At 72.6% G+C, this 25,657-nt stretch carries 23 protein-coding genes; 8 read left to right on the forward strand and 15 right to left on the reverse strand.

The genetic code is table 11. The features are described 5' to 3' along the window. Positions 1-87: 87 nt before the first annotated feature. On the reverse strand, positions 88-993 hold the full coding sequence (locus tag ACH4FX_RS33400; protein ID WP_398485184.1) for an SGNH/GDSL hydrolase family protein: 906 nt from the start codon (positions 991-993) through the stop codon (positions 88-90). A 326-nt stretch (positions 994-1,319) separates the two neighbouring features. Between ACH4FX_RS33400 and ACH4FX_RS33405 the strand changes: the two genes are divergently transcribed. Further along, a complete protein-coding gene (locus ACH4FX_RS33405) occupies positions 1,320-1,814 on the forward strand; it encodes a DUF3145 domain-containing protein (RefSeq protein ID WP_030597503.1) in 495 nt (164 codons plus the stop codon). 63 nt (positions 1,815-1,877) lie between these two features. After that, on the forward strand, positions 1,878-2,753 hold the full coding sequence (locus ACH4FX_RS33410) for an NAD(P)-dependent oxidoreductase (protein WP_398485185.1): 876 nt from the start codon (positions 1,878-1,880) through the stop codon (positions 2,751-2,753). A gap of 72 nt (positions 2,754-2,825) precedes the next feature. Here ACH4FX_RS33410 and ACH4FX_RS33415 read toward each other — a convergent pair whose 3' ends face one another. The 5 genes from ACH4FX_RS33415 to ACH4FX_RS33435 all read right to left on the reverse strand — a co-directional run bounded on the left by ACH4FX_RS33415 (position 2,826) and on the right by ACH4FX_RS33435 (position 7,824). Next, positions 2,826-4,091 (reverse strand): beta-ketoacyl-[acyl-carrier-protein] synthase family protein, encoded by a 1,266-nt coding sequence (locus tag ACH4FX_RS33415; protein WP_398485186.1) that lies wholly within the window; start codon positions 4,089-4,091, stop codon positions 2,826-2,828. A gap of 78 nt (positions 4,092-4,169) precedes the next feature. Further along, positions 4,170-4,418 (reverse strand): acyl carrier protein, encoded by a 249-nt coding sequence (locus ACH4FX_RS33420; protein WP_398485187.1) that lies wholly within the window; start codon positions 4,416-4,418, stop codon positions 4,170-4,172. Positions 4,419-4,536: 118 nt separating this feature from the next. Continuing rightward, positions 4,537-5,583: a ketoacyl-ACP synthase III gene (locus ACH4FX_RS33425; protein ID WP_398485188.1), complete on the reverse strand. Its 1,047-nt coding sequence runs from the start codon at positions 5,581-5,583 to the stop codon at positions 4,537-4,539. Between the two features lie 13 nt (positions 5,584-5,596). Next, positions 5,597-6,538, reverse strand: coding sequence for an ACP S-malonyltransferase (locus ACH4FX_RS33430; protein WP_398485189.1), 942 nt, complete (start codon positions 6,536-6,538; stop codon positions 5,597-5,599). A gap of 89 nt (positions 6,539-6,627) precedes the next feature. Then, a complete protein-coding gene (locus ACH4FX_RS33435) occupies positions 6,628-7,824 on the reverse strand; it encodes a PucR family transcriptional regulator (protein ID WP_398485190.1) in 1,197 nt (398 codons plus the stop codon). 31 nt (positions 7,825-7,855) lie between these two features. On the opposite strand from ACH4FX_RS33435, the gene ACH4FX_RS33440 reads away from it, so the two are divergent. Beyond that, on the forward strand, positions 7,856-8,572 hold the full coding sequence (locus ACH4FX_RS33440) for a pirin family protein (protein WP_398485191.1): 717 nt from the start codon (positions 7,856-7,858) through the stop codon (positions 8,570-8,572). A gap of 47 nt (positions 8,573-8,619) precedes the next feature. On the opposite strand, the gene ACH4FX_RS33445 is transcribed toward ACH4FX_RS33440, so the two are convergent. Further along, positions 8,620-9,438 carry a serine hydrolase domain-containing protein gene (locus tag ACH4FX_RS33445; protein ID WP_398485192.1) on the reverse strand — a complete coding sequence of 273 codons (819 nt, stop codon included), beginning with the start codon at positions 9,436-9,438 and terminating at the stop codon, positions 8,620-8,622. A 230-nt stretch (positions 9,439-9,668) separates the two neighbouring features. Here ACH4FX_RS33445 and ACH4FX_RS33450 point away from each other — a divergent pair, with 230 nt between their 5' ends. Both ACH4FX_RS33450 and ACH4FX_RS33455 read left to right on the forward strand, forming a co-directional pair. Then, the gene (locus tag ACH4FX_RS33450; RefSeq protein ID WP_398485193.1) at positions 9,669-10,142 is read left to right on the forward strand and encodes a MerR family transcriptional regulator; all 474 of its coding nucleotides are present in this window, start codon (positions 9,669-9,671) and stop codon (positions 10,140-10,142) included. 6 nt (positions 10,143-10,148) lie between these two features. After that, complete coding sequence (locus tag ACH4FX_RS33455; protein ID WP_398485194.1) at positions 10,149-11,177, forward strand: aldo/keto reductase; 1,029 nt, start codon at positions 10,149-10,151, stop codon at positions 11,175-11,177. A 68-nt stretch (positions 11,178-11,245) separates the two neighbouring features. Here the strand turns inward: ACH4FX_RS33455 and ACH4FX_RS33460 are convergent, their stop codons facing one another. From ACH4FX_RS33460 to ACH4FX_RS33490, 7 genes are all read right to left on the reverse strand, one after another. Continuing rightward, a complete protein-coding gene (locus ACH4FX_RS33460) occupies positions 11,246-12,484 on the reverse strand; it encodes an acyltransferase (RefSeq protein WP_398485195.1) in 1,239 nt (412 codons plus the stop codon). 146 nt (positions 12,485-12,630) lie between these two features. Beyond that, positions 12,631-13,797: an alpha/beta hydrolase gene (locus ACH4FX_RS33465; RefSeq protein WP_398485196.1), complete on the reverse strand. Its 1,167-nt coding sequence runs from the start codon at positions 13,795-13,797 to the stop codon at positions 12,631-12,633. A 297-nt stretch (positions 13,798-14,094) separates the two neighbouring features. Further along, complete coding sequence (locus ACH4FX_RS33470) at positions 14,095-14,775, reverse strand: response regulator (protein ID WP_398485197.1); 681 nt, start codon at positions 14,773-14,775, stop codon at positions 14,095-14,097. Continuing rightward, a complete protein-coding gene (locus ACH4FX_RS33475) occupies positions 14,772-16,112 on the reverse strand; it encodes a sensor histidine kinase (RefSeq protein ID WP_398485198.1) in 1,341 nt (446 codons plus the stop codon). Before ACH4FX_RS33475 ends, ACH4FX_RS33470 begins: the two co-directional genes overlap by 4 nt. A 152-nt stretch (positions 16,113-16,264) precedes the next feature. Continuing rightward, positions 16,265-17,161 (reverse strand): DUF4429 domain-containing protein, encoded by an 897-nt coding sequence (locus ACH4FX_RS33480; RefSeq protein WP_398485199.1) that lies wholly within the window; start codon positions 17,159-17,161, stop codon positions 16,265-16,267. 244 nt (positions 17,162-17,405) lie between these two features. Beyond that, entirely contained in the window at positions 17,406-18,626 is a 1,221-nt protein-coding gene (locus ACH4FX_RS33485) for an alpha/beta hydrolase (protein WP_398485200.1), read from the reverse strand. A 181-nt stretch (positions 18,627-18,807) separates the two neighbouring features. After that, positions 18,808-19,494, reverse strand: a complete 687-nt coding sequence (locus tag ACH4FX_RS33490) for a TetR family transcriptional regulator (RefSeq protein ID WP_398485201.1) — start codon at positions 19,492-19,494, stop codon at positions 18,808-18,810. Between the two features lie 195 nt (positions 19,495-19,689). Here ACH4FX_RS33490 and ACH4FX_RS33495 point away from each other — a divergent pair, with 195 nt between their 5' ends. The 3 genes from ACH4FX_RS33495 (at position 19,690) to ACH4FX_RS33505 (ending at position 22,446) form a co-directional block, all read left to right on the forward strand. Beyond that, positions 19,690-21,294 (forward strand): MFS transporter, encoded by a 1,605-nt coding sequence (locus ACH4FX_RS33495; protein WP_398485202.1) that lies wholly within the window; start codon positions 19,690-19,692, stop codon positions 21,292-21,294. A 342-nt stretch (positions 21,295-21,636) separates the two neighbouring features. Then, positions 21,637-22,047: a peptidase inhibitor family I36 protein gene (locus ACH4FX_RS33500; RefSeq protein WP_398485203.1), complete on the forward strand. Its 411-nt coding sequence runs from the start codon at positions 21,637-21,639 to the stop codon at positions 22,045-22,047. 69 nt (positions 22,048-22,116) lie between these two features. Beyond that, positions 22,117-22,446, forward strand: a complete 330-nt coding sequence (locus ACH4FX_RS33505) for a small hydrophobic protein (protein WP_398485204.1) — start codon at positions 22,117-22,119, stop codon at positions 22,444-22,446. Between the two features lie 144 nt (positions 22,447-22,590). On the opposite strand, the gene aceE is transcribed toward ACH4FX_RS33505, so the two are convergent. Next, a complete protein-coding gene (gene aceE / locus ACH4FX_RS33510; RefSeq protein WP_398485205.1) occupies positions 22,591-25,323 on the reverse strand; it encodes a pyruvate dehydrogenase (acetyl-transferring), homodimeric type in 2,733 nt (910 codons plus the stop codon). Positions 25,324-25,657 lie beyond the last annotated feature (334 nt).

The following is a 25,657-nucleotide window of genomic DNA, read 5'->3' on the forward strand; positions in this document are numbered from 1 at the left end:
GCGGCCTCCCTTAAGGGGTGCCCCCAGGCCGTACGGAACCCTGCCGTCCGGTCCGTCCGACCTCGGCGCGCCGCGCCGTCCAGTCCGCTACGTCCCCTTACGGGTGATCTCCTCGAAGGCCATCCGCGCCAGCTCCCGCTGACCCTCCCGGCCGGGGTGGAACCAGTCCCAGGCGCTCAACTCGGCGCCGGTGAAGCGGAAGTCGAAGACCGAGCGGTCGAAGCGGCACAGCGCGTCCCGCTCGCAGACCGTTTCCAGCGCCTTGTTGTACGCCTGCACCCGCGCCCGCACGGTCTGCCGCCGGGTGTCCGCCGCCTTCGACAGGTCGTCCGGGTCGCGCAGCATCGACCCGCAGATGCCCAGTTGCCACACCTGCTTGCCCAGCGGGTTCTGCCGTCCCTGCGACCACAGCCGCATCAGGTCGGGCACGGCGGCGACGTACACCTGCGTCTTGGGCAGGGCCCGGCGCAGCTTGCGCAGCGACGCCTCGAAGTCGGCGCGGAAGGCGGTCTCCGTGGTCATCGCGCCGACGTCGTTGCGGCAGGCGTCGTTCGCGCCCACCAGAACGGTGACCAGCTCGGGCCGTTGGCGGACGGCCCGGTCGACCTGGGCGGGCAGGTCGCGCATCAGCGCGCCGGTCTTCGCGAAGTTCCAGCTGTGCGTGGCGGGGTCCTTCACCAGCCGCCGGGCGACGCTGTTCACCTGCGGATCGGTGCCGGTGGCCCAGGACACGGCGGGGCAGTCGGACAGCGCGGAGCAGGCGTCGAACCCGACGGTTATCGAGTCGCCGAGCGCGGCCACGGACGCCGGGTCGGTGCGCCACGCCGAAGCGGGCGCGGGGGAGGGGCTCGATGCCGTCCGGCCGCCCGTCCGGCCGCCGTCGCCCGGGTCGCCGCACCCGGCCAGGGAGACGAGGAGCGCGGCCGCCGTGCCGGCGGCGAGCGCGGCGGCACGGGCCCTGATTGGCCGAAAGGGCCGATTGACCCTTGTCATCCTCTGTCCCCCTCCGGCGTGCGAGTGATATCTGTTCCGGTACCGACGGTACGTCACCCCCCGGCGGCTGCTGCGCGGTAGCTTGTGCCGTGGCCCGTAGGGTCCTCGCCCGACGGCACCGGCACAGTCGGCACACTCGCATTACATCACGTCATTTACTGTCCCTTTTGCGGCAAATTGGGGCTAATGGTGTTTACTGTAGGTAACCTCGGATGCTGGTGCCGACGTGATCACTGGGGCAGAATGTTCGCAGCTGTCCCGGCCGCGACCGGAACGGGCACGAGGCCGCTGGGGAAGGCGAACCTCGAACCGTACTGGAGGTCCCGGTGACGACACGTGGAGTTCTGTACGTCCACTCCGCGCCGCGCGCGCTGTGCCCGCACGTCGAATGGGCCGTCGCGGGCGTGCTCGGTGTGCGCGTCAACCTCGACTGGATCCGCCAGCCGGCGTCCCCCGGGACGTGGAGAGCCGAGTTCTCCTGGCAGGGCGAGGCCGGCACGGCCTCCAAGCTCGCCTCGGCGCTGCGCGGCTGGCACCTGCTGCGCTTCGAGGTGACCGCCGAGCCCTGCGCCACCGCCGAGGGCGAGCGCTACAGCGCCACCCCCGAACTGGGCATCTTCCACGCCGTCACCGGCATCCACGGTGACATCCTCATCCCCGAGGACCGGCTGCGCGCCGCGCTCGCCCGCTCGGCGGGCGGCGAGACCGAGCTGGCGGCCGAGGTCGCCAAGCTGCTCGGCAAGCCCTGGGACGACGAACTGGAGCCCTTCCGGTACGCCGGTGAGGGTGCCCCGGTCCGCTGGCTGCACCAGGTCGTCTGAGGCCCCGCCGCGGCGCCGCGCCGCGTTTGTCCTGGAGTGCGCTCCAAGCCGTAGCGTGCGGACATGCCTGACAACATCTCAGTGGCGGTGCTCGGCACCGGAATCATGGGCTCGGCGATGGCCCGCAACCTCGCCGCCGCGGGCCTCGGCGTCCGCGCGTGGAACCGCACCCGCGCCAAGGCCGACCCGCTCGCCGCCGACGGCGTACGGGTCGTGGACACCCCGGCCGAGGCGGTGGACGGCGCGGACGCCGTCCTGACCGTCCTGCTGGACGGACCGGCCGTCCTGGACGCGATCAGGCAGAGCGCCCCCGCGCTGCGCGCCGGAACCCTCTGGCTCCAGATGAGCACCGTCGGCGCCGACGGGGTCGCCCCGCTCGCCGCCTTCGCCCGCGCACACGGCCTGGACTTCGTCGACGCGCCGGTGCTCGGCACCAGGGAACCCGCGGAGCGGGGCCTGCTGACGGTGCTCGCGGCCGGGCCGCAGGAGGTGCGGGAACGGGCCGGGCGGGTCCTCGGCATCGTCGGACAGCGCACCCTGTGGACCGGCGAGAACGCGGCGGCGGGCACCGCCAGCCGCCTCAAGCTGGCCGTCAACAGCTGGGTGCTCACCGTCATCAACGGCGCGGGGGAGGCGCTCGCCCTCGCGCAGGGGCTCGGCGTGGACCCGCGCGCCCTCCTGGAGGCGGTCGCGGGCGGGCCGCTCGACCTGCCCTATCTCCGGATGAAGTCGGAGCTGATCCTGTCCGGCGAGTACCCGGCGAGCTTCACGGTGTCCGCCGCGCGCAAGGACGCCCGGCTGATCGCGGAAGCCGCCGAGCAGGCCGGCGTACGGCTGGACCTCGCCCAGGCGGCGGCGGAGCGCTTCCGGCGCGCGGAGGAGCAGGGACACGGCGACGAGGACGGCGCGGCGGCGTACTTCGCCAGCTTCCCCGGCTGACCCGGCGGCAGGCATGCGGAAGGGGCCGCGCCCGACGGCGCGACCCCTTCACCGGTGCGACGGCCCGGTCCGTCAGACGGTCCGGAAGGCCAGCACCACGTTGTGACCGCCGAAGCCGAACGAGTCGTTCAGCGCCGCGATGGTGCCCTCGGCGGGCAGCTCGCGCTTGACGTCCCGGACGATGTCCGCGTCCGCCTCGGGGTCGAGGTTCTGGATGTTGATCGTCGGCGGCGCCACCCGGTGGTACAGCGCGAGGATCGACGCGACGGTCTCCACGCCGCCCGCGCCGCCCAGGAGGTGGCCGGTCATCGACTTGGTGGCGGAGATCGCCATGTGGTCGGCGTCGGTGCCGAAGACCTTGCGCAGCGCCTTCAGCTCGGCCAGGTCGCCCAGCGGCGTCGAGGTCGCGTGCGCGTTGACGTGCACGATCTCGGCGGCCTTGAGGTCGGTGCGGGCGAGCAGGTTCTGCAGGGCGTGCGCGATGCCGTTGCCGGACGGCTCGGGCTGCACGATGTCGTGGCTGTCGGCGGAGATGCCCTGGCCGACGGCCTCGGCGTAGACGCGCGCGCCGCGCTTGGCGGCGTGGTCGGCCGACTCCAGGACGATCACGCCGGAGCCCTCGCCGAGCACGAAGCCGTTGCGGTCCGCGTCGTAGGGACGGGACGCGCCCTCGGGGTCGTCGTTGTTCTTCGACATCGCCATCATGTTGCCGAACGCGGCGATCGGCAGCGGGTGGATGGCGGCTTCCGTACCGCCCGCGACGACGACGTCGGCACGGCCCGTACGGATCATCTCGACGGCGTAGCCGATGGCCTCGGCGCCGGACGCGCAGGCGCTGACCGGGGTGTGCACACCGGCCCGCGCGTTGACCTCCAGGCCGACGTAGGCCGACGGGCTGTTGGGCATCAGCATCGGCACGGTGTGCGGGGAGACGCGGCGCGAGCCCTTCTCCCGCAGGATGTCGTACTGGTTCAGCAGGGTGGTCACGCCGCCGATGCCGGAGGCGATGACCGTGCCGAGCCGGTCCGGGTCCACGGCGCCGTCCTCGCCGGCCTTGGCTTCGAAACCGGCGTCCGCCCACGCCTCACGGGCCGCGATCAGCGCGAACTGCGCCGAGCGGTCCTGCTTGCGGGCCTGCGCCCGGGGAATGATCTCTCCCGGGTCGACCGCCGCCGAGGCGGCGATGCGGACGGGGAGGTCGGCTGCCCAGTCCTGGTCGAGGGCGCTGACACCGGACCGGCCGGCCAGCATCCCCTCCCAGGTCGAGGCACTGTCGCCACCCAGCGGTGTGGTTGCGCCGATACCGGTGACGACCACGGTGCGATTGGTCGCGTTCACGGGAATTCTTACTCCACAGGTAGAGGGGTTGAGAATCGACGGCGCCACCGCGGGGTGGCGACATGCGCCGGGCCTGGATCAGCCCTGGTGCTCGAGGATGTACTTGGTCGCGTCGCCGACCGTCTTGAGGTTCTTGACGTCGTCGTCGGGGATCTTCACGTCGAAGCGCTCCTCGGCGGCGACGACGACCTCGACCATGGACAGCGAGTCGACGTCCAGGTCATCGGTGAAGGACTTGTCCAGCTTGACGTCCTCGGCGGGGATCCCGGCGATCTCGTTAACGATCTCGGCGAGACCGGCGACGATCTCTTCCTGAGTGGCGGCCATGATGGCGCTCCTTCGGTGATGTGTCGGGGAACTGGCACATATGCAGTTCCGGGTTGTGGTTCAAGCTCCGTACAGCCGCCGGAACGCGTTCGAGCGGGTGGCGCTGCGCAGATCTTGCCTAGGGGAGGGTAACGACCGTCGCGGCGTAGACGAGACCCGCCCCGAAGCCGATGACCAGCGCGGTGTCCCCGCTCTTGGCCTGTCCGGTCGCCAGCAGCCGCTCCATGGCGAGCGGAATCGAGGCGGCCGAGGTGTTGCCGGTGGTCTCCACGTCGCGGGCGACCGTGACGTTCTCCGGCAGTTTGAGGGTCTTCACCATCGAGTCGATGATCCGCATGTTGGCCTGGTGCGGGATGAAGACGTCCAGGTCGTCCGGGCTGACCCCGGCCGCGTCCAGCGCCTGCTGGGCGACCTTGGCCATCTCGAACACCGCCCACCGGAAGACCGCCTGGCCCTCCTGGGTGATGGCGGGGTAGCGGATCGCGTCCAGCTCCATCCGGGCCTCGGGGCCGTCGCCGCCGGGCACCGGGGTGCGGCGGTAGACGTCCCAGGCGAACGTCTGCTTGATCGTGTCGGCCTTGTCGCCCTCCGAGCCCCAGACGGTCGGGCCGATCGCGGGCTCCTTGCCGGGGCCGACGACCACGGCGCCCGCGCCGTCGCCGAAGAGGAACGCGGTGGCCCGGTCCTCCAGGTCGGTCAGGTCGGACAGCCGCTCGACGCCGATGACGAGCACGTACTCGGCGCTGCCGTCGGTGACCATGCCCTTGGCGAGCGTGAGACCGTAACCGAATCCGGCGCACCCCGCGGAGATGTCGAACGCGGCGGGCTTGCCCGCGCCGATCCTGTGCGCGATCTCGGTGGCGATCGCCGGGGTCTGCTTGAAGTGCGAGACGGTCGAGACGATCACCGCGCCGATCTGCTCGGGGGTGACGCCGGCGTCCGCGATGGCCTTGCCGGCCGCCTCCACCGACATGGCCGACACGGTCTCGTCCGGACCGGCCCAGTGCCGGGTGGCGATGCCGGAGCGCGAGCGGATCCACTCGTCGGAGGAGTCGATGTGCTTGAGGATCTCCTCGTTCGGCACCACACGGGTCGGGCGGTAGCCGCCGACGCCCATGATGCGCGCGTACGCGGCGCCCTTGGCGGGCTTGATCTTCGAGGTCATGCTCTCGGGGCTCCTATTCGGCCGGGGCAGAGTGCTCGGCGATCAGCGTGCGGGCCGCGTCGAGGTCCTCAGGGGTCTTCAGCGCGAGGGTCTTGACGCCGGGCAGGGCGCGCTTGGCGATACCGACGAGGGTGCCGCCGGGGCTGGCCTCGATGATGCCGGTGACGCCCAGCTCCTTGAAGGTCTCCATGCACAGGTCCCAGCGCACCGGGTTGGCCACCTGGCCCACCAGGCGGCGCACCACGTCCTGCCCGTCGGTGACGACGCGGCCGTCCTTGTTGGACACGTACCGGGTGTGCGGGTCGGCGGGCGTGAGCTGCCCGACCGCTTCCTCCAGGGCCGTCACGGCCGGGGCCATGTGGACGGTGTGGAAGGCGCCGGCCACCTTCAGCGGGACGACCCGGCGGGTGCCCTCGGGCTTGTCGGCGGCCAGCGCGGCCAGCTGCTCGGCGGTGCCGGCGGCGACGATCTGGCCCGCGCCGTTCACGTTCGCGGGGGTCAGGCCCAGCTTCTCCAGGTGCGGCAGGACCACGTCCTGCTCGCCGCCGAGGAGGGCGGCCATGCCGGTCTCGGTGACGGCGGCGGCCTCGGCCATGGCCAGGCCGCGCTTGCGTACGAGCCTGAGCGCGGAGTCCTCGGACAGCACGCCCGTCAGGGCGGCCGCGGCCAGCTCGCCGACGCTGTGCCCGGCGGCGGCGCCGACCTGCCGGGAGAAGTCCTCCGGGGCCGCGAACAGCTGCCGGGTGGAGATCAGGGAAGCCGCCACCAGCAGCGGCTGCGCCACCGCGGTGTCGCGGATCTCGTCCGCGTCGGCCTTCGTGCCGTAGTGGACCAGGTCCAGGTCGATGGCGGCTGACCACGCGCGAAGCCGGTCCTCGACTCCGGGGAGGTCGAGCCAGGGGGTCAGGAAGCCGGGCGTCTGAGCGCCTTGGCCGGGAGCGACGAGTACGAGCACCCTCACACTCTCTCTTGTGGGAGGTCCCGCCCGCCCGTGGGGACAGGGACGAAGAACCATCAGGGGAATTGTTGGTGTTCTACAAAAGTCTAGAGTTGGCTGTCACCGTCGGCCAGACGCCCCAGGATCAGCGCGATGCGCAGCGTGAAGGCGGAGCGTACGTCCGAAGGTGACCAGCCGGTGACGTCGGTCACACGTCGCAGCCGGTAGCGCACGGTGTTGGGGTGCACGAAGAGCATCCGCGCCGCGCCCTCCAGGCTGCTGGCCTGTTCCAGATACACACTCAGGGTCTCCAGGAGAGCCGAGCCCGCTTCCTCCAGCGGTCTGTAGATCTCCTCCACCAGCTGCTCACGCGCCGCCGGGTCGGAGGCCATCGCCCGCTCCGGGAGCAGATCGTCGGACAATACGGGACGGGGGGCGTCCGGCCAAGCGGCACAGGCCTTCAGGCCCGCCGCCGCGGCCTGCGCGGAGCGCGTCGCCGCCAGCAGGTCGGCGACCACCGGACCGGCCACCACCGGGCCCGCCGCGAACGGTCCGATCAGGGCTTTCGCCGCCTTGAGCGGATCGTCCGAGCCGCCCGCGATGACCACCAGGCGGCTGCCCAGGACGCCCGTGAGCACCTGGAGCTTGGCGTGCCGGGCCGCCCGGCGAATGGCTTCCACCGTCAGCTCGCTGTCCCCGTCCGGGGCCGTACCCAGCACAACGCACACATGTTCGGGAGAATTCCAGCCGAGCGCGGCGGCCCGCGACACCGCGCCCTCGTCCGCCTCCCCGGAGAGCACCGCGTTGACCACCAGCGACTCCAGCCGCGCGTCCCAGGCGCCGCGCGCCTCGGCGGCCTGCGCGTACACCTGGGCGGTGGCGAAGGCGATCTCCCGCGCGTAGACGAGCAGCGCCTCGCGCAGCACCCCCTCGTCGCCCGGGGCCGCCACGTCGTCGATCGCGGCCTCCATGACCTCGATGGTCGTACGGACCATCTCCACGGTCTGGCGCAAAGTGATCGCCCGGGTCAGCTCGCGCGGCGCCGTGCCGAACACGTCGGTGCTGATGGCCTGGGGCGTCTCCGGATGCCGGAACCACTCGGTGAAGGCCGCGATGCCCGCCTGGGCCACCAGCCCGATCCAGGAGCGGTTCTCCGGCGGCATGGCGCGGTACCACGGCAGCTGCGCGTCCATGCGGGCGATGGCGTTGGCGGCCAGCTTGCCGGACGACTTCTCCAGGCGACGGAGCGTCGCGGTGTGCGGATGCGGGTGCGGGTGCGGGTCGCGCGATGCGGGTTCAGACACGGGGACAAGCCTGCCTTATCGGGGCGGTGTGATGGCGCGGTGGGCTCTCGGGGGCGGGGACTACGGTGGTCGGGTGATCCACGTACACAGAGGCGACGAACGGTATCCGGGCGGCGACGCGGCAGCCGGGATCGAGACCCGGCACGCCTTCTCCTTCGGCCCGCACTACGACCCGGACAACCTGCGCTTCGGCGCGCTCATCGCCTGCAACGAGGAACGTCTGGCGCCCGGCGCGGGTTTCGACGAGCACCCGCACCGCGACACCGAGATCGTGACCTGGGTCGTCGAGGGGGAGCTGACCCACCGTGACTCCACCACCGGCCACGAGACCGTGGTGCGCCCCGGCGACGTGCAGCGGCTCAGCGCGGCGGACGGCGTGCGGCACGAGGAGCGCAACGACGGCGCCGCACCGCTGCGTTTCGTGCAGATGTGGCTCGCGCCGACCGCCTTCGGGGGCGCACCGGCGTACGAGGTGGTGCGCGGCATCGCCGACGGGACGCCGTACGCGGTGCCCGGGGCCGCCGCGATGCTGCATCTGCGGCGGCTGACCGACGGCGCCCGGTCGGCGGTGCCGGACGCGCCGCGGGTCTACGTGCACGTGGTGCGCGGCGCGGTCCGGCTGGGCGGCGAGCGCCTGGCGGCCGGGGACGCGGCGCGGATCACGGACGCGGCGGACCTGGAGCTGGCCGCCGAGGGGGCCGCGGAGTGCCTGATCTGGGAGATGCCGGGCGAACCGTCGTACGGCTGAGCGGCCGGCCGGGCGTATCCCCGGGGCCGCCACGCCGCCGTGCGCGTTCAGCGCAGCTCGGCGAGGACCGCGTCGGTCAGCGGCGGCCACGCCTCGATCGCCCAGGGGCCGAAGGCCCGGTCGGTCAGCGCCACGCAGGCCGCGCCCGCGTCCGGGTCCACCCACAGGAACGTGCCCGCCTGGCCGAAGTGCCCGAAGGTGCGCGGCGAGGAGGCGGCACCCGTCCAGTGCGGGGACTTCCCGTCGCGGATCTCGAAGCCCAGGCCCCAGTCGTTCGGGTTCTGCATGCCGTAGCCGGGCAGCACGCCGCGTACGCCGGGGAAGACCACCGACGTCGCCTCGGCGAGCGTCTGCGGCGCCAGCAGCCGCGGCGCCAGCAGCTCGGCGCCGAACCGCACCAGGTCGGCGACGGTCGAGACGCCGTCCTTGGCGGGCGAGCCCGGCAGGTCGGTGGCGGTCATGCCGAGCGGTTCGAGGACCGCCTCGCGCAGGTACTGCGGGAAGGGGATGTCGGTGGCCTTGGCGATGTGGTCGCCGAGCGCCTCGAATCCGGCGTTCGAGTACAGCCGCCGCTCGCCCGGCGCGGCCTGCACCCGGTCCTCGTCGAAGGCCAGCCCCGAGGTGTGCGCGAGCAGATGGCGCACGGTCGATCCCGGGGGACCGGCCGGCTCGTCCAGCTCGACCGCGCCCTCCTCGACGGCCAGCAGCGCGGCGTACGCGGCGAGCGGCTTGGTGACCGAGGCCAGCGGGAAGCGGTGCTCCTGCGGGCCGTATGTGCCGGCCACCGTCCCGTCGGTCCGTACGACGGCGGCGGCCGCGGTCGGCACCGGCCAGTTCTCGATCATCCGAAGGCTCTGCAAGGACATGGCACCGAGCCTAACGCCCCCGGTGGCGCGGGCGGGCCGGGCCGGGGAGGGGGCGGGTGGCCGCCGGGCCCGGCCCACTCCCCCCGGTCCTTCCGATCTCCCCAAGACCGGGTCAAGACTTCGCTTGCTTGGAGTGCACTCCAAGTCTCTAGCGTTGAAGGCGTCGTGAGAGAAGTCCGGGAGAAAGCGGCCCGGTACCGGGGACATCCGGCGACTACGGGAGGCGCGGCATGACGGTGACGGCGACGGACAGGACGGTGGCGGACCGGGAGCCGGCGAGGCTCGCCCGCTGCAAGGGCACGGTGCTGCACCCGCGGCCCACCGGCCGCGACCAGTACACGATCAGCGAGGTCGCCGAGCACACCGGCCTGAGCGCCCACACCCTGCGCTGGTACGAACGGATCGGGCTGATGCCGCACGTGGACCGTACGCACACGGGCCAGCGCCGCTTCACCAACCGCGACCTGGACTGGCTGGACCTGGTGACCAAGCTCCGCCTGACCGGCATGCCGGTCGCGGACATGGTCCGCTACGCCGAGCTGGTGCGCGAGGGCGCCCACACCTTCCCCGAGCGGGAACGGCTGCTGACCGCGCACCGCGAGGACGTACGGCAGCGGATCACCGAGCTGCAGAGCACCCTCCAGGTCCTCGACCACAAAATCGGAATTTACGCTGACGCCCGCCGGGCGTCCGAAAGGGTCTGAGACCGTATGACCACTGAGAAGATCGGCACCGTCCGGCTGGGCACCTCCGGACCGCGGGTCGGCGTCCAGGGCCTCGGCTGCATGGGCATGAGCTACGCGTACGGCCCGACGGAGGACGCGGGCGAGGCGCGGGCGACGCTGGAGCGGGCGCTCGAACTGGGCGTGACACTCTTCGACACCGCCGACATGTACGGCATGGGGCACAACGAGGAGTTCATCGCGCCGTTCGTCCGGGCCCACCGGGACGAGGTCGTGCTGGCGACGAAGTTCGCGATCGCCCCGGACCCGGACGACCCGATGAACCCGGCGAAACGGAGCATCCGCAACGACCGCCCCTACATCCGCCAGGCCGTCGAGGCCAGCCTGCGCCGCCTCGGCGTGACCGAGATCGACCTGTACTACATGCACCGGCGCGACCCGGACGTCCCCATCGAGGAGACCGTCGGCGCGATGGCCGAGCTGGTGGCCGAGGGCAAGGTCAAGCACCTGGGCCTGAGCGAGGTCACCGGCAGTGAGCTGCGGGCGGCGCAGGGCGTGCACCCGATCGCGGTCGTGCAGTCGGAGTGGTCGCTGTTCAGCCGGGACGTGGAGAACGGCGTGGTGCCGGCCGCCCGCGAACTGGGCATCGGCTTCGTGCCGTACTCGCCGCTCGGCCGCGGGTTCCTGACCGGCTCGTTCGTCAACGCCGACCAGGAGCTGGCCGCGGACGACTTCCGCCGTCAGCAGCCCCGCTTCACGGGCGACAACGCGCGGGCCAACGCGGCCCTGCTGGAGCCGGTGCGCGAGGTCGCCGCCGCGCACGGGGCCTCGCCCGGACAGGTCGCGCTGGCCTGGGTGCAGCAGCAGGCGCAGGTGCACGGCCTGGCCGTGGTGCCGATCCCGGGTACCCGCAAGCGCAGCCGGATCGAGGAGAACGCGGCCGCCACGCGCATCGTGCTCAGCGAGGAGGAGCTGGCGCGGCTGGAGCCGGTCGCGGGCAAGGTCGCGGGCGACCGGTACGCGGACATGACGTCCACCTCGGCGGGCCGGGAGTAACGGCGGGCACGTGGCGGGCGGTGCCGTCCCCCGGGGCGGCACCGCCCGCCACGCCTTCCCGGCCCGGCTCAGGCCAGCCCCAGGGCGAACACCGCGAACGCCGCCGCCAGGACCCCCGCCAGCGCCCGCCGGACCGCCGTCATCCCGGTCCACGGCGCCTCGAAACGGCGGGTCACCCGGCCGATCAGCACCAGGAGGACGGCGAAGACGGGCAGCCAGGCGAGCCGGGCGAGGACCCAGCCCACGGTGTCCGGCGCCATCGTGAGACCGGGCACGGCACCGAGGAACGACGCGGGCACGGCCGCCGAGAACATCGCCGTCTGGTGCCAGCACAGGACCGTCATCGCGCAGAGGTTGACGACCACCACGGGCGCCCAGAGGGCGGGGCGGCGCAGCAGCCGGGCGATCCGGTCGCGCAGCAGGACCGCCGCGCCCGACTGGGCGGCGGCCAGCGCGAGGACCAGCAGCGACGGCGGGTGGGAGTTCGTGCGGTCCTGGCCCGGGACGCCGACCATGCTCGTCGGGTAGTGGAAGAAGAGCAGCAGCGCGGCGAACAGCGCGGTGCCGCCGAGCAGCAGCGTCCAGGCGGCACGCCGGCCGAGCCGCCGCTCGCCCCAGGCCACGCCCAGCTGGTAGGCGAACATCCAGCCCGGCAGCAGGTTGAGCAGGCTCAGCCAGGACGGCATGGCGTCGGCGTACGGCCCGTACCGCAGGAAGTCGACGACGGCGACGGCGGCCAGCAGCGGCGCCGCCGCCCACGCGCCCATCCGGCGGGCCGCGCGCACGCAGTACGGGGTGAGCGCGGTGACGCCCGCGTAGACCCCGACGAACCACAGCGGCTGGATGACCAGGGTCGCCCCCGTACGGAGCGTGGCCTCGGGCACGCCGAGCGCGGACAGGACCGGGATCAGCGCTGCCCAGACGGCGGTGACGCCGAGGACGGGACGGCCCAGCCGGGCGAGGCGCGCCCGCAGCCAGCGGCCCGTGGACTCACCGCGCCCGGCGGCGCGGTGGAAGGACAGCACCGACGCGTAGCCGCCGACCAGGAAGAAGATGCCGAGCATCTGGAGGACCCAGCCGGCCGGGGCGAGGGCGGCGAAGGAGGACAGCGGGCTGGCGTTGTGCAGCGCGCCGCCGGCGTCGAGGGTGAAGCCGCCGAGCAGCCAGTGACCGGTCGGCACGGCGAGCAGCGCGAGGGCACGCAGACCGTCGATGGCACGGTCGCGGTGGGCGGGCGTACGGCCCTCGATGGCGCGGACGGCCTTGCGGACCGGGGCCAGGAGCGGGGCCGGGAGCGGGGTGGCCATGAGGACCTCTTTCCGAGGTGGTCCGGCAGGACGGGAAGTTCGGGAGGGGCGGGCGCCGGGCCGCGTGAGGTGCGGAGCGGCGGGGCGGGGCCGCGGCAAGGTGCGGACGGTCGGGGCCGGGCCGCGGTGTGCGTGTCCGGTGCCCATCAGCGCACCTGGGCGTAGCGGCCGAGCGCGATGTCGGCGAAGTTGCGCAACGAGTCCGTGCCGGGCGCGAGATAGCCGGTGTGGCCCTCGGCCGTCCGCGCCGGCACCCGGCGCGCGCCGAACTCCGGGTCGGTCGGGTCCGTACCGTGGCCCAGGCCCAGGAACTCGACGTGCGGCACGTTGCCGATCCAGTCGGACGCGTCGCGGGCGGCCCACACCCGGGCGGTGGTGCGCAGCGCCGCCACGCTGTCCGTCCGCATCCCCGGGGAGCCGAAGACGATGAGGTCGGCGATCCGTCCCTGGTCCAGCCGCGGTACGGCCAGGGCGCAGACGACCGAGCCGTAGCTGTGGCACAGCAGGGCGGGGGCCGGGACGCCGACGGCGGCCAGACCGTCCAGGAAGCGGGCCAGGCGCGGGGCGCCGGCCTCCGCCAGGCGGCCGGTCGCGGCGTCCGGGCCGAGGCCCATCGGGGTGGTGTAGCCGGTCCAGGCGATGGCGGCCGTACGGACGCCGGGCGCTTCGGCGGCCATCCGGGCCCGCAGCGACTTGGCCATGCCGGACGGCGTGCCGTACGGGTCGCGCGCCCGGTCGGACGAGGACAGGTCGATGTCCGAGCCCGGCACGAACACGGACGTGCGCTGCGCCGCCGCCAGGTCCCCGAACACCTCGGCCACCTGGCCCCGGCCGCGCGGGTCGAAGGCGAGGATCTGCCGGCCGGGGCGCAGCAGTTCGGTGTAGCGGTCGGCCAGCCGGCGCGCTTCCCGGTGGTCCTGGAGGGTCCCGGCGGGGTCCGTGGCGCGGGCGAGCAGGCGGTCGCGCTCCGCCTTCAGCGCCCGGGCGTTGGCCTGGTAGCGCAGGGCGAGCGGCGCGCCGTCGAGGTTGCCCACGGTCAGCGGGTGACGTGCCGCCAGCTCCTGCCGCTCCGCCTCGCTCAGCGAGCGGAAGAACCGGGCGACCTCGGCCGGGGCGACGGTCGCCGGGTCGGGCAGCCGCTTGCCGAGAAAGTGGTCCGCGCGCCAGGCCGCGGCGCCGGGCGCGGGCCCGGTGACGGCCTCCTGCGTGGAGCCCACCGCCCAGCCGCCGGTACCGCCGACGACCGCCGCCGCCAGCGCGACCGCGACGAGCGTGCGCCTACCGCGTTGCGTGAACCGGCGCAGCTTGGACATGGTGGGGTCTCCCTCTTCCGTTGGTGTGGCGGAGGGAAACGTAGGAAGCGGACGGGTGACGGCACGTCACACCCCGGAGCCAACTGCCCGCTGATACCGGGGTAGGGGGTCCCGGCCGCGCTCGTCCTCCAGCACGACCGGCCACCCCCAGGTGCCGTACGGGGGCTGTCCCCATCCTCACCCATGCCGACCAGCGCGGCGACGGCACGTGCCGGTGGCGGAGCGCGAGAAGGCGGGAACGAAAAAGGGCGGGGGCGCGTCAGCCTCCCGCGCTCCCACCCGTGTTCCCGCCGCCGGTCAGTTCGCCCCGGGCGACACCAGCCCCGACTCGTACGCGAAGATCACCGCCTGGGCGCGGTCGCGCAGCCCCAGCTTGGCCAGCACCCGGCCGATGTGCGTCTTCACGGTCTGCTCGGCGAGCACCAGCGACTCGGCGATCTCCTGGTTCGACAGCCCGCGGGCGATCAGCTCCAGCACCTCCGTCTCGCGCGGCGTCAGCCCGTTGAGCCGCAGCGCGGTACGGTCCTTGCGCGGCGCGGGCCGCTGCCGGGCGAAGTCGGCGATCAGCCGCCGCGTCACGGACGGCGCGAGCAGCGCCTCGCCCGCCGCCACCACCCGCACCGCCGAAATCAGGTCGGCCGGCGGCGCGTCCTTGAGCAGGAACCCGGACGCCCCGGCGCGCAGCGCCTCGTACACGTAGTCGTCCACGTCGAACGTGGTGAGCATCAGCACCTTCGGCCGGTGCACGACGCCGGACGGCGGGTCCAGCAGCCGCCGGGCCGCCTCCAGCCCGTCCATCTCCGGCATCCGGACGTCCATCAGCACCACGTCCGGGTGCGTACGGCGGCTCAGTTCGACGCCCTGCACGCCGTCCGGCGCGTCACCGACGACGTCGATGTCGCTCTGCGCGGCGAGCAGGGCGGCGAAGCCGGCGCGCACCATGGCCTGGTCGTCGACGATGATCACCCGAGTGGTCATGCGGGGTTACGGTCCTTTGCTGTCATGGGCAGTTGTGCGGCGACACGGAAGCCACCGTCGGGCAGGGGGCCGGTGTCCAGGGTGCCGTCCACCAGGCGTACGCGCTCGCGCATACCGACCAGGCCGTGACCGGTACCGGAGGTCTCCAGCGGCGCGGCGGGGCGCGGCGGGGCGCTGTTGACGACCAGGACGGTCAGCCGGCCGCCGTCCTCGTCGGCCGTGACGGAGACGCGGGTGTGCGCGCCCGGCGCGTGCCGCACGACGTTGGCCAGCGCCTCCTGCACGATGCGGTACGCCGACAGGTCCGTCGCGGGCGCCAGGGCCACCGGCTCGTCGGGCAGCACCAGTTCCACCGGCACTCCGGCCCGCACCGTTCCCTCGACCAGCTTCGGCAGCTGTGCGAGGCCGGGCTGCGGCGCCTTCTCCGGACCGCCGTGCCGTTCCGTCTCCTCGCTGCGCAGCACCCCCAGCAGCCGCCGCATCTCGGCCAGCGACTCCCGCGCGGTGGCCGCGATCGTGCTGAACTCCTCCTGGGCCGCTTCCGGTATGCCGCTGATGCGGTACGGCGCGCTGTCCGCCTGGACCGTGATCACCGACATGTGATGGGCGACGACGTCGTGCAGCTCGCGGGCGATGCGGGTGCGTTCCTCCAGCAGCGTCCGCATGGCGCGCTCGGCCTCGCTGATGTTCTCCTGCTCGATCAGCTTGCGCTGGGCGGCCCCGCGCTCCCGGAGCGCGCCGCCCACCAGCAGCACGACGCCGGAGAGGACGAACATCAGCACCCAGGTGCCGTCGCCGTGCTCCTGGCCGACGATCTCGAAGAGGATGCTCACCGCGCCGGTCGCGCCCCAGACGGACATCAGGGTGCGCCGCCTCTCGCGGAGCGAGAGCGCCAGCATCAGGACCAGATACCCGACGATGGCCGGGGGCGGCCAGGGCCAGACGCGGCCGACGGCTTCCGGCATGAAGCCCAGCAGGATGCCGCCGACGACATCCGCCGTGAAGATCACCCACCACGCCTGGAGCGGCCGGGTCACCGCCAGCAGCAGCGGCACGGTCTGGGCGGTGGCCAGCGCGCCGGCCGGCCCGCCGCCGAGCCCGTAGTCGTTGGTCAGTACGGTCACCGTCGAGGGCAGCAGCGACACCATGAAGATGAAGGCGACCGCGTACGGCAGCAGGCGCAGCCAGCGGTTCTGCACCTGGCCGAAGAGCGGGGCGCCGGGGCCGGTCGGCGTCCCGAGATCTTCGGCCAGCGTGCGCAGCGCCTGCCGGCCGGCCCGCAGGAGGCGGGAGCGGATGCGGCGGAGATCGCCCGTGGGGTGTGGTGTCGTCTTCATGGCCTGGTCAGCGTAAGCGGCGGCCGGGTGCCGGGGCGTCATACCGGGGGCCGGCCTCTGCCGTCATACCCCGGTACGGGAAGCGGCGGCGTCATACCCCGGTACGGGAACGCAGGCCGCGCCCGCCCGCATCCGCGCCCCGTCCGCACCGGCTACAGCTCCGCCAGCAGCTCGGCCTTCTTCGACGTGAACTCCGCGTCCGTCAGCAGGCCCGCCGTGTGCAGCTCGCCCAGCTGCCGGATGCGGTCCGCGATGTCGGCCGGATCGCGCCGCGCGTCGTCCCGGGGCGGTGCCGGCCGGCGCGGTGCCGCCTCCCCCTCCGCAGCGCCGGTCCGTACGGCCTGGAGCACCGCGGCGGCGAACGGCAGCGACTCGTGCACCGCCCCGTAACCGAGCCCGAACACCACCGAGGCCGGGTCCTGGTCCGCCTCGCCGGGCCGCCGGTGCTCCGCCCCGCGCTCCACCAGCCGCAGGTACCCGTTGCCCGACAGCACCCCGGCGCCGCCCTCCGGCGAGCGCCACTCCACCCCGGCCAGCCCACCGACCGGGAAGGTCTGGTCGCCGCACTTCCACTTGGCCGACGAGGCGCCCGTCCAGAACCAGCGGAACGCGACCGAGCTGCCGTCGAAGGACGCCTTGCCGTCGTACGCCTTGAAGGCCAGCGGCGGTTCCGGCGCGGCCACCAGGTGCTCGTCCGCGGGGAGCGCGGCGGCGGGCCCGAGCGCGCCGCGCAGCTCGTCCCGGTAGTACTCGGCCAGGACCTCGCGCTCGGCGGGCAGCACCAGGCGGTACGGGTCGAGGTCCTCCTTGAGCTGACCGGCCGCGGCCTCCATCAGCGGGTCGGCGCCCGGCCGGGGCACCGCGCGCAGCACCACCGTGCCGCGCCTGCCCGGCGACAGCTCGACGGACCTCAGCGCCTCGTACGGGACGCGCCGCTCGCCGAGCGCCTGGAACAGCTTCGGCCTGCGGATCCCCCGTTCGAAGCGGATGAGCACGGAGTCCGTGTCGAACTCCCAGACGGCGTGAAAACCGGCCAGCACATCACCCATGCGGCTCATCGTAAGCGGCGGTCGCCCGCCCGTCCCCCTTCCGGACATCATGCGCTACGCGCGTCAAGCCGCTTTTGCCCCATGCCACCCGCGCGTCCGGCACGTCCGGAACGCGGAACCCGTGACACCGGTATCCGGCCTGTCGCCACGACCGGGACGGGGCCTGTGGGGCGCGACGTGCCCTACCCGCGACGTGCCGCCGCCCGGCGGGCGACTCTCGCACCGGGAACCCGGCCGCCGCCGCTCAGGCAAGGTCCGCCGAGCAGTCCCGGTCCTGTGCGGCGCAGTCCACCGAGGAGACCGCGCCCACCCCGATCATCGCGAAGTTGCGCAGGCTCTGGGTACCGGGCGCGAAGTACCCGGCGTGCCCCTTGGCGCCGTGGGCCGACAGCACCCGCGAGCCGAAGGCCGGAGTGACCGGGTCCGCACCGTGACCGAGCCCGCCGACCTCCAGGTACGGCACGTCCTGGATCCAGTCGTCGGCGTCCCGCATCGCCCAGACCCGGGCGTGCGTGCGGAGCCCGGCAACAGTCTCCGCCCGCATCCCGGGGCTGCCCGCCACCGCGATGTCGCTCACGGAGGACGGCAGCCGGTGTGCCGCGACGCCGCACACCACGGAGCCGTAGCTGTGGCACATCAGCGACACGGAGGCGGCCTTCGGCAGGGCCCGGACCAGCGCGTCCAGCCGGACCGCGCCCGCCTCGGCGAGCTGCCCGGTGGCGGCGCCGACCCCGAGCCCGGCGGGCGCGGTGTAGTCGGCCCAGGCGATCACCGCCGTACGGGCGCCGGCGCGGGTGGACCGCTGGGCCTCGTAGAGCGACTTGGCCATGCCGGCGGGCGCGCTGGTCGCCCGTGCCGTGCGCTCGAAGGTGGCCAGGTTGGTGTCCACGCCGGGCACCACCACCGACACGTGGCGGGCCTGCCGCAGGTCACCGAAGACCTCGGCGGCCCGGCCGCCGCCGGCCGGGTCGAAGGCGAGGATCTGCCGGCCGGGGGCCTCCATCGAGGCGAAGCGGTGCATCAGCCGGCTCGCCTCCTGGCGGCCCACCGGAGTCAGCCGCCGGTCGTGCGCCCGTTTCCGCGCCACCTCACCGGCCTGCCGCAACGCCTGCTTGTTGGCCCGGTAACGCAGGTCCACGGGGGCGCCGCCCATGTTGCCGACCACCAGCGGGAAGCGGTCGGCGAGCGCCGCCCGGTCGGCGCGGCCCAGCGACCGGAAGAAGGCGGCGAGCGTGCCGGGCGCGGAGCCGGAATCCGGCAGCCGGTGCCCGCGGAAGGAGGCGTGCTCCCACGCGGACCGCGCGGTGGCCAGCGGGTTGGCGTCGTCCGTGCTGCCTCTGACGGCCGTCCAGCCGGTCATCGCGAGCATCACGAACACCACCACCAGGGCGAGCGCCGCACGCCAGGCGGTGGACTGCAGGAAACCGAAGGAGGGAGCGCCGAGCCCCGAGAAGGAAGAAGTCACCGCGGGCCACCCTAGGAGACGTGGCGGGGCGCCCGCCCAGGGGGTGAGGGATGTCACGTTTCGGTCCGGTCATTCGGGCCACATCGGACATGGTGTGCGACGGCCCGGCGCTCAGACGTGCAGAAACGTTCTCACGCAGGTACTCGGACGGTCCCGCCGACGGCCCGCCGCCGTTCCCGGCTCACCGTCCCGGCCACGCGCCGCACACAGCCGGCACGATCTTCGCGAGGTACTCCTCGGTGATCTCGCGGATCGACTCCACGCTCACGTCCTCGCCCTCGCCCCACACCTTCCCGGCGACCCGCATCACGCCGCTGAACGCCGCGACGACCACCCGGGGGCGCGGATCGGCCGCCACGTCCAGCCCCTCGCGCCCGGCGACGAGGCGGGCGATCTGCTCCTCCAGGTCCGCGTAGCGGCGCCAGTGGGCGGCGACCAGCGCGGGTGTCGACTCGATCATCCGGTACGTCCGCATGTGCAGTTCCAGCGGGATCACCGACTGGATCGCGCCGCCGATGTCGTCCCACGAGGACATCACCGCGTTGTGCAGCGCCTCCAGGGGCGCCTCGGCCGACGGCCGCCGCTCCAGCTCCTCGATGAAGCGCGCCTCCACCATCTCCTGGACGGCGAAGACGACCTCCTCCTTGCTCGCGAAGTAGCGGAAGAACGTGCGCTGCGAGACGTCGACGGCCTCGGCGATCTCGTCGATCGTCGTCTCTTCGTAGCCGTGCGCCGTGAACAGTTCGAGGGCGGAGCGGATCAGTGCGTCGCGGGTGCGCTGCTTCTTGCGCTCGCGCAGGCCGCCGGAGGGGGCGGTGGCGGGCTGCGCCGGCCGGGCGGCGGACGGCCCGCCGCCCGTGGAAGCCATCCCTCCGGCCCCGGAGGGCTCGCCCGGCACGGGGGTCCAGGCGGTTTCAGGTCGTGTCACCTGCGGCGTGGAGCGGGTCATCCTGCGCCGCCTTTCTCGTTGTCTCCGCTGCTCAGGATACCTGTGAGCTAAATGACAGTTACCGACTCATGAATTGCTTTGTCAACTGTCAGTGGCTGACATTAGCCTCGAAGGATGAGCTCTCAGACCCCGGTTGCCCACGCCGCGCCGGACCTTCCCGTACCGGAGCCTCGCAAGGGACTCCGGGGCCATCCGTGGCTGACCCTGTTCTCCGTCGCGATCGGCGTCATGATGGTGGCCCTCGACGGCACCATCGTCGCCATTGCCAACCCGGCCATCCAGGCGGACCTCAAGGCGTCGCTCGCCGATGTCCAGTGGATCACCAACGGCTATCTGCTGGCCCTCGCCGTCTCGCTGATCACGGCCGGCAAGCTCGGTGACCGCTTCGGCCACCGCCAGACCTTCCTCATAGGCGTGGTGGGCTTCGCGCTCGCCTCCGGAGCCATCGGCCTGTCCAGTGAGGTCTCGCTGGTCATCACCTTCCGCGTGCTCCAGGGCATCTTCGGCGCGCTCCTGATGCCCGCCGCCCTCGGACTGCTGCGGGCCTCCTTCCCGGCCGAGAAGCTCAACATGGCCATCGGCATCTGGGGCATGGTCATCGGCGCTTCCACCGCCGGCGGCCCGATCGTCGGCGGTCTGCTCGTCGAGCACGTGAACTGGCAGTCGGTGTTCTTCATCAACGTGCCGGTCGGTGTGCTCGCCCTCGTCCTGGGCCTGGTCATCCTCAAGGACCACCGCGCCCAGAACGCCCCGCGCTCCTTCGACATCCCCGGCATCGTGCTGCTCTCCGGCGCCATGTTCTGCCTCATCTGGGCGCTGATCAAGGCCGGTGAGTGGGGCTGGGGCGACGCGAAGACGCTGGGCTTCCTGGCCGCCGCGGTCGTCGTCTTCGCCGCCTTCGCGATCCTGGAGACCAAGGTCCGCGAGCCGCTGATCCCGCTGCGGATGTTCCGTTCGGTACCGCTGACGGCCGGTACGGTCCTGATGGTGCTGATGGCCTTCGCCTTCATGGGCGGCCTCTTCTTCGTCACCTTCTACCTGCAGAACGTGCACGGCCTGAGCCCGGTCGACAGCGGTCTGCACCTGCTGCCGCTCACCGCGATGATGATCGTCGGCTCGCCGGCCGCGGGCGCGCTGATCACCAAGTTCGGGCCCCGCATCCCGCTCGTCGGCGGCATGGTGTTCACCGCCGTCGCCATGTTCGGCATGACGACGCTGTCCACCGGTACGGGCACCCTGACGATGTCCCTGTGGTTCGCGCTGCTGGGCCTGGGCCTGGCGCCGGTCATGGTCGGCGCCACCGAGGTCATCGTCGGCAACGCGCCGCTGGAGCTGTCCGGCGTGGCCGGCGGCCTCCAGCAGGCCGCCATGCAGGTCGGCGGCAGCCTCGGTACGGCGGTGCTCGGCGCCGTGATGTCCAGCAAGGTCGGCTCCGACTTCGCGGGCAACTGGACCAAGGCGGGCCTGCCGGGCGCGCCGGACCCGGCGCTGAAGGCCGCAGCCGAGGTCGGCGCGGTACCGCCGCAGGTGGCCCAGGCCCCGGGCATGACGCCGCAGATCGTCGACCGCATCGGTACCGCCGTGCACGAGACGTTCGTGTCCGGCATGGGCCTGGCCTTCACCGTCGCGTGCGCCGTGGCGGTCGTCGCGGCCGTCGTCGCGCTGTTCACCAAGCGCGGTGCCAACGCGGAGGCGGGCGCGGGCGTCGGGCACATCTGACGGTCCGCCGGACGACCGGGTCGCGTCGACGCGCGGCCGGCCGGGGCACCCGCCCCGGCCGGCCGCGCGTTTCGTTTCTCCACAGGCGTGCGGTCACTCGTACGGGTCTGGGCTTCTCCGCACCCCTGCGTACGCTGACATGGCCGTACGCCCATCGACCCGCGTCAACCACCGGCCCCGCACGGCCCGTTGAATCTGCGACGGACGCGTATCGCCTGTCCGGGTGGACCGATCTGTGCGGGCCTGGCGCCCGTTCCCGCCTGCCGCCAAGCTCGGACCACCGACCCCGCGGCGGACAACCGCCCGCCGCGGCAGGCCACTTCACACTCCACGGGGGAAACGATGCGCATCCGTACGATCCACACCGGCGTCCTGATCGCGGGAGTCGCCGCACTGGCCGCCGCCCACTTCGGCGTCCCGGCCGCGCACGGCACACCGCAGGAACGGCCACGGGCCCACGCGGGGCCGGCCGCCGGCGACTGCGCCACCGGCCAGTTCTGCGTCTGGCCCGGCCGCGGTTTCACCGGCAAGCGGCAGGTCCACGAACTGGCCGACACCGACATCGAAAGCTGCGTCACGCTGCCCGCCGGGGCCCGCGCCGCCTCCTTCGCCAACCGCACGGGGCGGCCGGTGACCACATACCAGAGCGCCGAGTGCCAGGAGACCGGGGAGTTCGACACCTACCCGGGCGGTGGCAGCTGGGTGCCCGAATCCCCGTACCAGGTCAGGGCGTTCAAAATCTGGGAACGCTGAGCGGGGGAGTGGGGGCGGCGGCGCGGGGTACCCGGGACGCGAGCCCGGACCACGCGACCCTCGGGAGGGATGATGGCGGGCCTCGGACAGCACAGCCGTACGCGATTCCGTACCCACCTGCGCAAGAACCCCCGCTCACGGGACCGGACGGGGCCTCGGAGCGGGCCGGACCGCGCGACGCTGGGCGTGCTCGGACTCATTTGCGCGGTCGCCGGATTCTTCATCCTGAGCATCGTTCTGGGACCGGTGGCCGTGCTCCTCGGGTGGCTCGCGATGGGCCGCCGGTGGAGCACCGGGGGCCAGGCGCTCCCGGCCCTGGTGGCTGTTGTCCTCGGTGCGGTCGACACGGTGCTGGCGATCATCCGGATCGCCACCATGGCCGCCGGGTCCCCGGTCTGACCGGACCCGCGGCGCGCCGTACGCTCACCGGCCGCCACCGGTGACACCGGCGGCGGACCGGACACCGCACGGCAATGCGCGGCGCCCCCGGCCGGAGGAGATCCGGCCGGGGGCGCCGCGTGGTCCATCGGCGGTACGGGACGCCTACGCGTCGCCGCCCGCCTCGCCGGCCTCCGCCGCCGTGACGTCCAGCAGCTGGTAGCGGTCGATCGCCTGCTTCAGCAGCGAGCGGTCCACCTTGCCCTCCTTGGCCAGCTCGGTGAGCACGCCGAGGACGATCGACTGCGCGTCGATGTGGAAGAAGCGGCGGGCCGCGCCCCGCGTGTCCGCGAAGCCGAAGCCGTCGGCGCCCAGCGACTGGTAGGTGCCCGGCACCCAGCGCGCGATCTGGTCCGGAACCGCCCGCATCCAGTCGGAAACGGCCACCTTCGGACCCTGGGCGTCCGCCAGCTTCTGCGTCACGTACGGGACGCGCTGCTCCTCCTCCGGGTGGAGCAGGTTGTGCTCCTCGGCCTCCACCGCGTCGCGGCGCAGCTCGTTCCAGGAGGTCGCCGACCAGACGTCCGCCTTGACGTTCCACTCGTCGGCCAGGATCTGCTGCGCTTCCAGCGCCCACGGCACCGCCACGCCGGAGGCGAGGATCTGGGCCGCGTGCTCGCCCTTCTCGCCCTGCTTGAAGCGGTACAGGCCCTTGAGGATGCCCTCGGCGTCCACGTCCGCCGGCTCGGCCGGGTGCTGGATCGGCTCGTTGTAGACGGTGAGGTAGTAGAAGACGTCCTCGCTGTTCTCGCCGTACATCCGGCGCAGACCGTCCTTGACGATGTGCGCGATCTCGTACCCGTACGCCGGGTCGTAGGCCACGCACGCCGGGTTGGTCGAGGCGAGCAGCTGGGAGTGGCCGTCCGCGTGCTGGAGGCCCTCACCGGTCAGGGTCGTACGGCCGGCGGTCGCACCCAGCACGAAGCCGCGCGCGAGCTGGTCGGCCATCTGCCAGAACTGGTCACCGGTGCGCTGGAACCCGAACATCGAGTAGAAGACGTAGACCGGGATCAGCGGCTCGCCGTGCGTGGCGTAGGCGGAGCCCGCCGCGATCAGCGAGGCGGTGCAGCCGGCCTCGGTGATGCCGTCGTGCAGCATCTGGCCGGTCGGCGACTCCTTGTACGCCAGCAGCAGTTCGCGGTCGACCGACTCGTAGATCTGGCCCAGCGGGTTGTAGATCTTCGCGGACGGGAAGAACGCGTCCATGCCGAAGGTGCGGTACTCGTCGGGCGCGATCGGCACGAAGCGCTTGCCGATCTCCTTGTCCCGCATGAGGTCCTTCAGGACCCGCACAAATGCCATGGTCGTGGCGATCTTCTGCTGGCCGGAGCCCTTCTTCGCGCCCGCGTACGCCTTCTCGTCCGGCAGCGGCAGCGGCTTGGCCCGCACGACACGGGTCGGCACGTAGCCGCCCAGCGCCTTGCGGCGGTCGTGCATGTACTGGATCTCTTCGGAGTCGCGACCCGGGTGGTAGTACGGCGGCAGGCCGTCCTCCAGGTCCTTGTCCGGGATCGGCAGGTGCAGCCGGTCGCGGAACATCTTCAGGTCGTCGACCGTCAGCTTCTTCATCTGGTGGGTCGCGTTGCGGCCCTCGAAGTTCGGGCCGAGCGTCCAGCCCTTGACGGTCTGCGCGAGGATCACCGTCGGCTGGCCCTTGTGCGCCTTGGCCGCCGCGTACGCCGCGTAGATCTTCTTGTGGTCGTGACCGCCGCGGCCCAGGTGCTGGATCTGCTGGTCGGTCATGTTCTCGACCATCGCGCGCAGGCGGTGGTCGTCGCCGAAGAAGTGCTCGCGGATGTAGGCGCCGGTCTCGGTCGCGTACGTCTGGAACTGGCCGTCCGGCGTCGTGTTCAGCTTGTTGACCAGGATGCCGTCGCGGTCCTGGGCCAGCAGCGGGTCCCAGCTGCGGTCCCACACCAGCTTGATCACGTTCCAGCCGGCGCCGCGGAACTGCGACTCCAGCTCCTGCATGACCTTGCCGTTGCCGCGGACCGGGCCGTCCAGGCGCTGCAGGTTGCAGTTGACCACGAAGGTCAGGTTGTCCAAACCCTCACGCGCGGCGATGGACAGCTGGCCGAGCGACTCGGGCTCGTCCATCTCGCCGTCGCCCAGGTACGCCCACACGTGCGAGTCGGAGGTGTCGGCGATGCCGCGCGCCTCCATGTAGCGGTTCATCCGGGCCTGGTAGATCGCGCCGAGCGGGCCGAGGCCCATCGAGACGGTCGGGAACTCCCAGAAGTCCGGCATCAGCCGCGGGTGCGGGTAGCTGGACAGACCGTTGGGGAACTTGGACTTCTCCTGGCGGAAGGCGTCCAGCTGCGCCTCGTTGAGGCGGTCCAGAAGGAACGCGCGGGCGTACACGCCGGGGGAGGCGTGGCCTTGGAAGAAGATCTGGTCGCCGCCCTTGCCGTCGTCCTTGCCCCGGAAGAAGTGGTTGAAGCCCACGTCGTAGAGCGAGGCGGAGGACGCGAAGGTGGCGATGTGGCCGCCGACGCCGATTCCGGGGCGCTGCGCCCGGGAGACCATGACCGCCGCGTTCCACCGGGTCGCGTTCAGGACCTTGCGCTCGATCTCCTCGTTGCCGGGGAAGAACGGCTCGTCCTTGGTCGCGATGGTGTTGACGTAATCCGTGCTGCGCATCTCGGGCACGGCCACGCGCTTCTCGCGGGCACGCTCGATCAGGCGGAGCATGAGGTAGCGGGCACGTTCCCGGCCTCGCTCATCGACGGCTGCGTCGAGCGAGTCGAGCCATTCCTGGGTCTCTTCGGGATCGAAGTCCGGGACCTGGCTGGGAAGGCCGCCAATGATGATCGGGTTGCGATCGGATCCGGAAGCCACGCTGTTCCTTCGCTGTTCGGTATTGCTCTGCTTGGTGTCGCGCCGTCTTCCATCGTGTACCGGCTCGCCGGGATACGTCATCTCTACCGGTGGGTAACCACTCCCTAAGAGACGGGCGCTGAAAGGCCGGTTTTTCAGGTCGGCCAAATCGCAACCATACGCCCACACCGAAACCGGCCGCCGTACGGTCGTACGAGCCCCGAAGACGGGTCCGCGCGCCGGATGACGCCCCCCAAAGGGCGCAGTCCCCTCTCAAAACTCCATAAAGGCCGCAAAAAGGTGTGGGGTGAATCACTCCCCGTCGCGCGTGCGGGGTCGTAGTTGCGGCGAGACG

The organism is Streptomyces sp. NPDC018019, from assembly GCF_044327805.1.
Classification (GTDB): Bacteria; Actinomycetota; Actinomycetes; order Streptomycetales; family Streptomycetaceae; genus Streptomyces.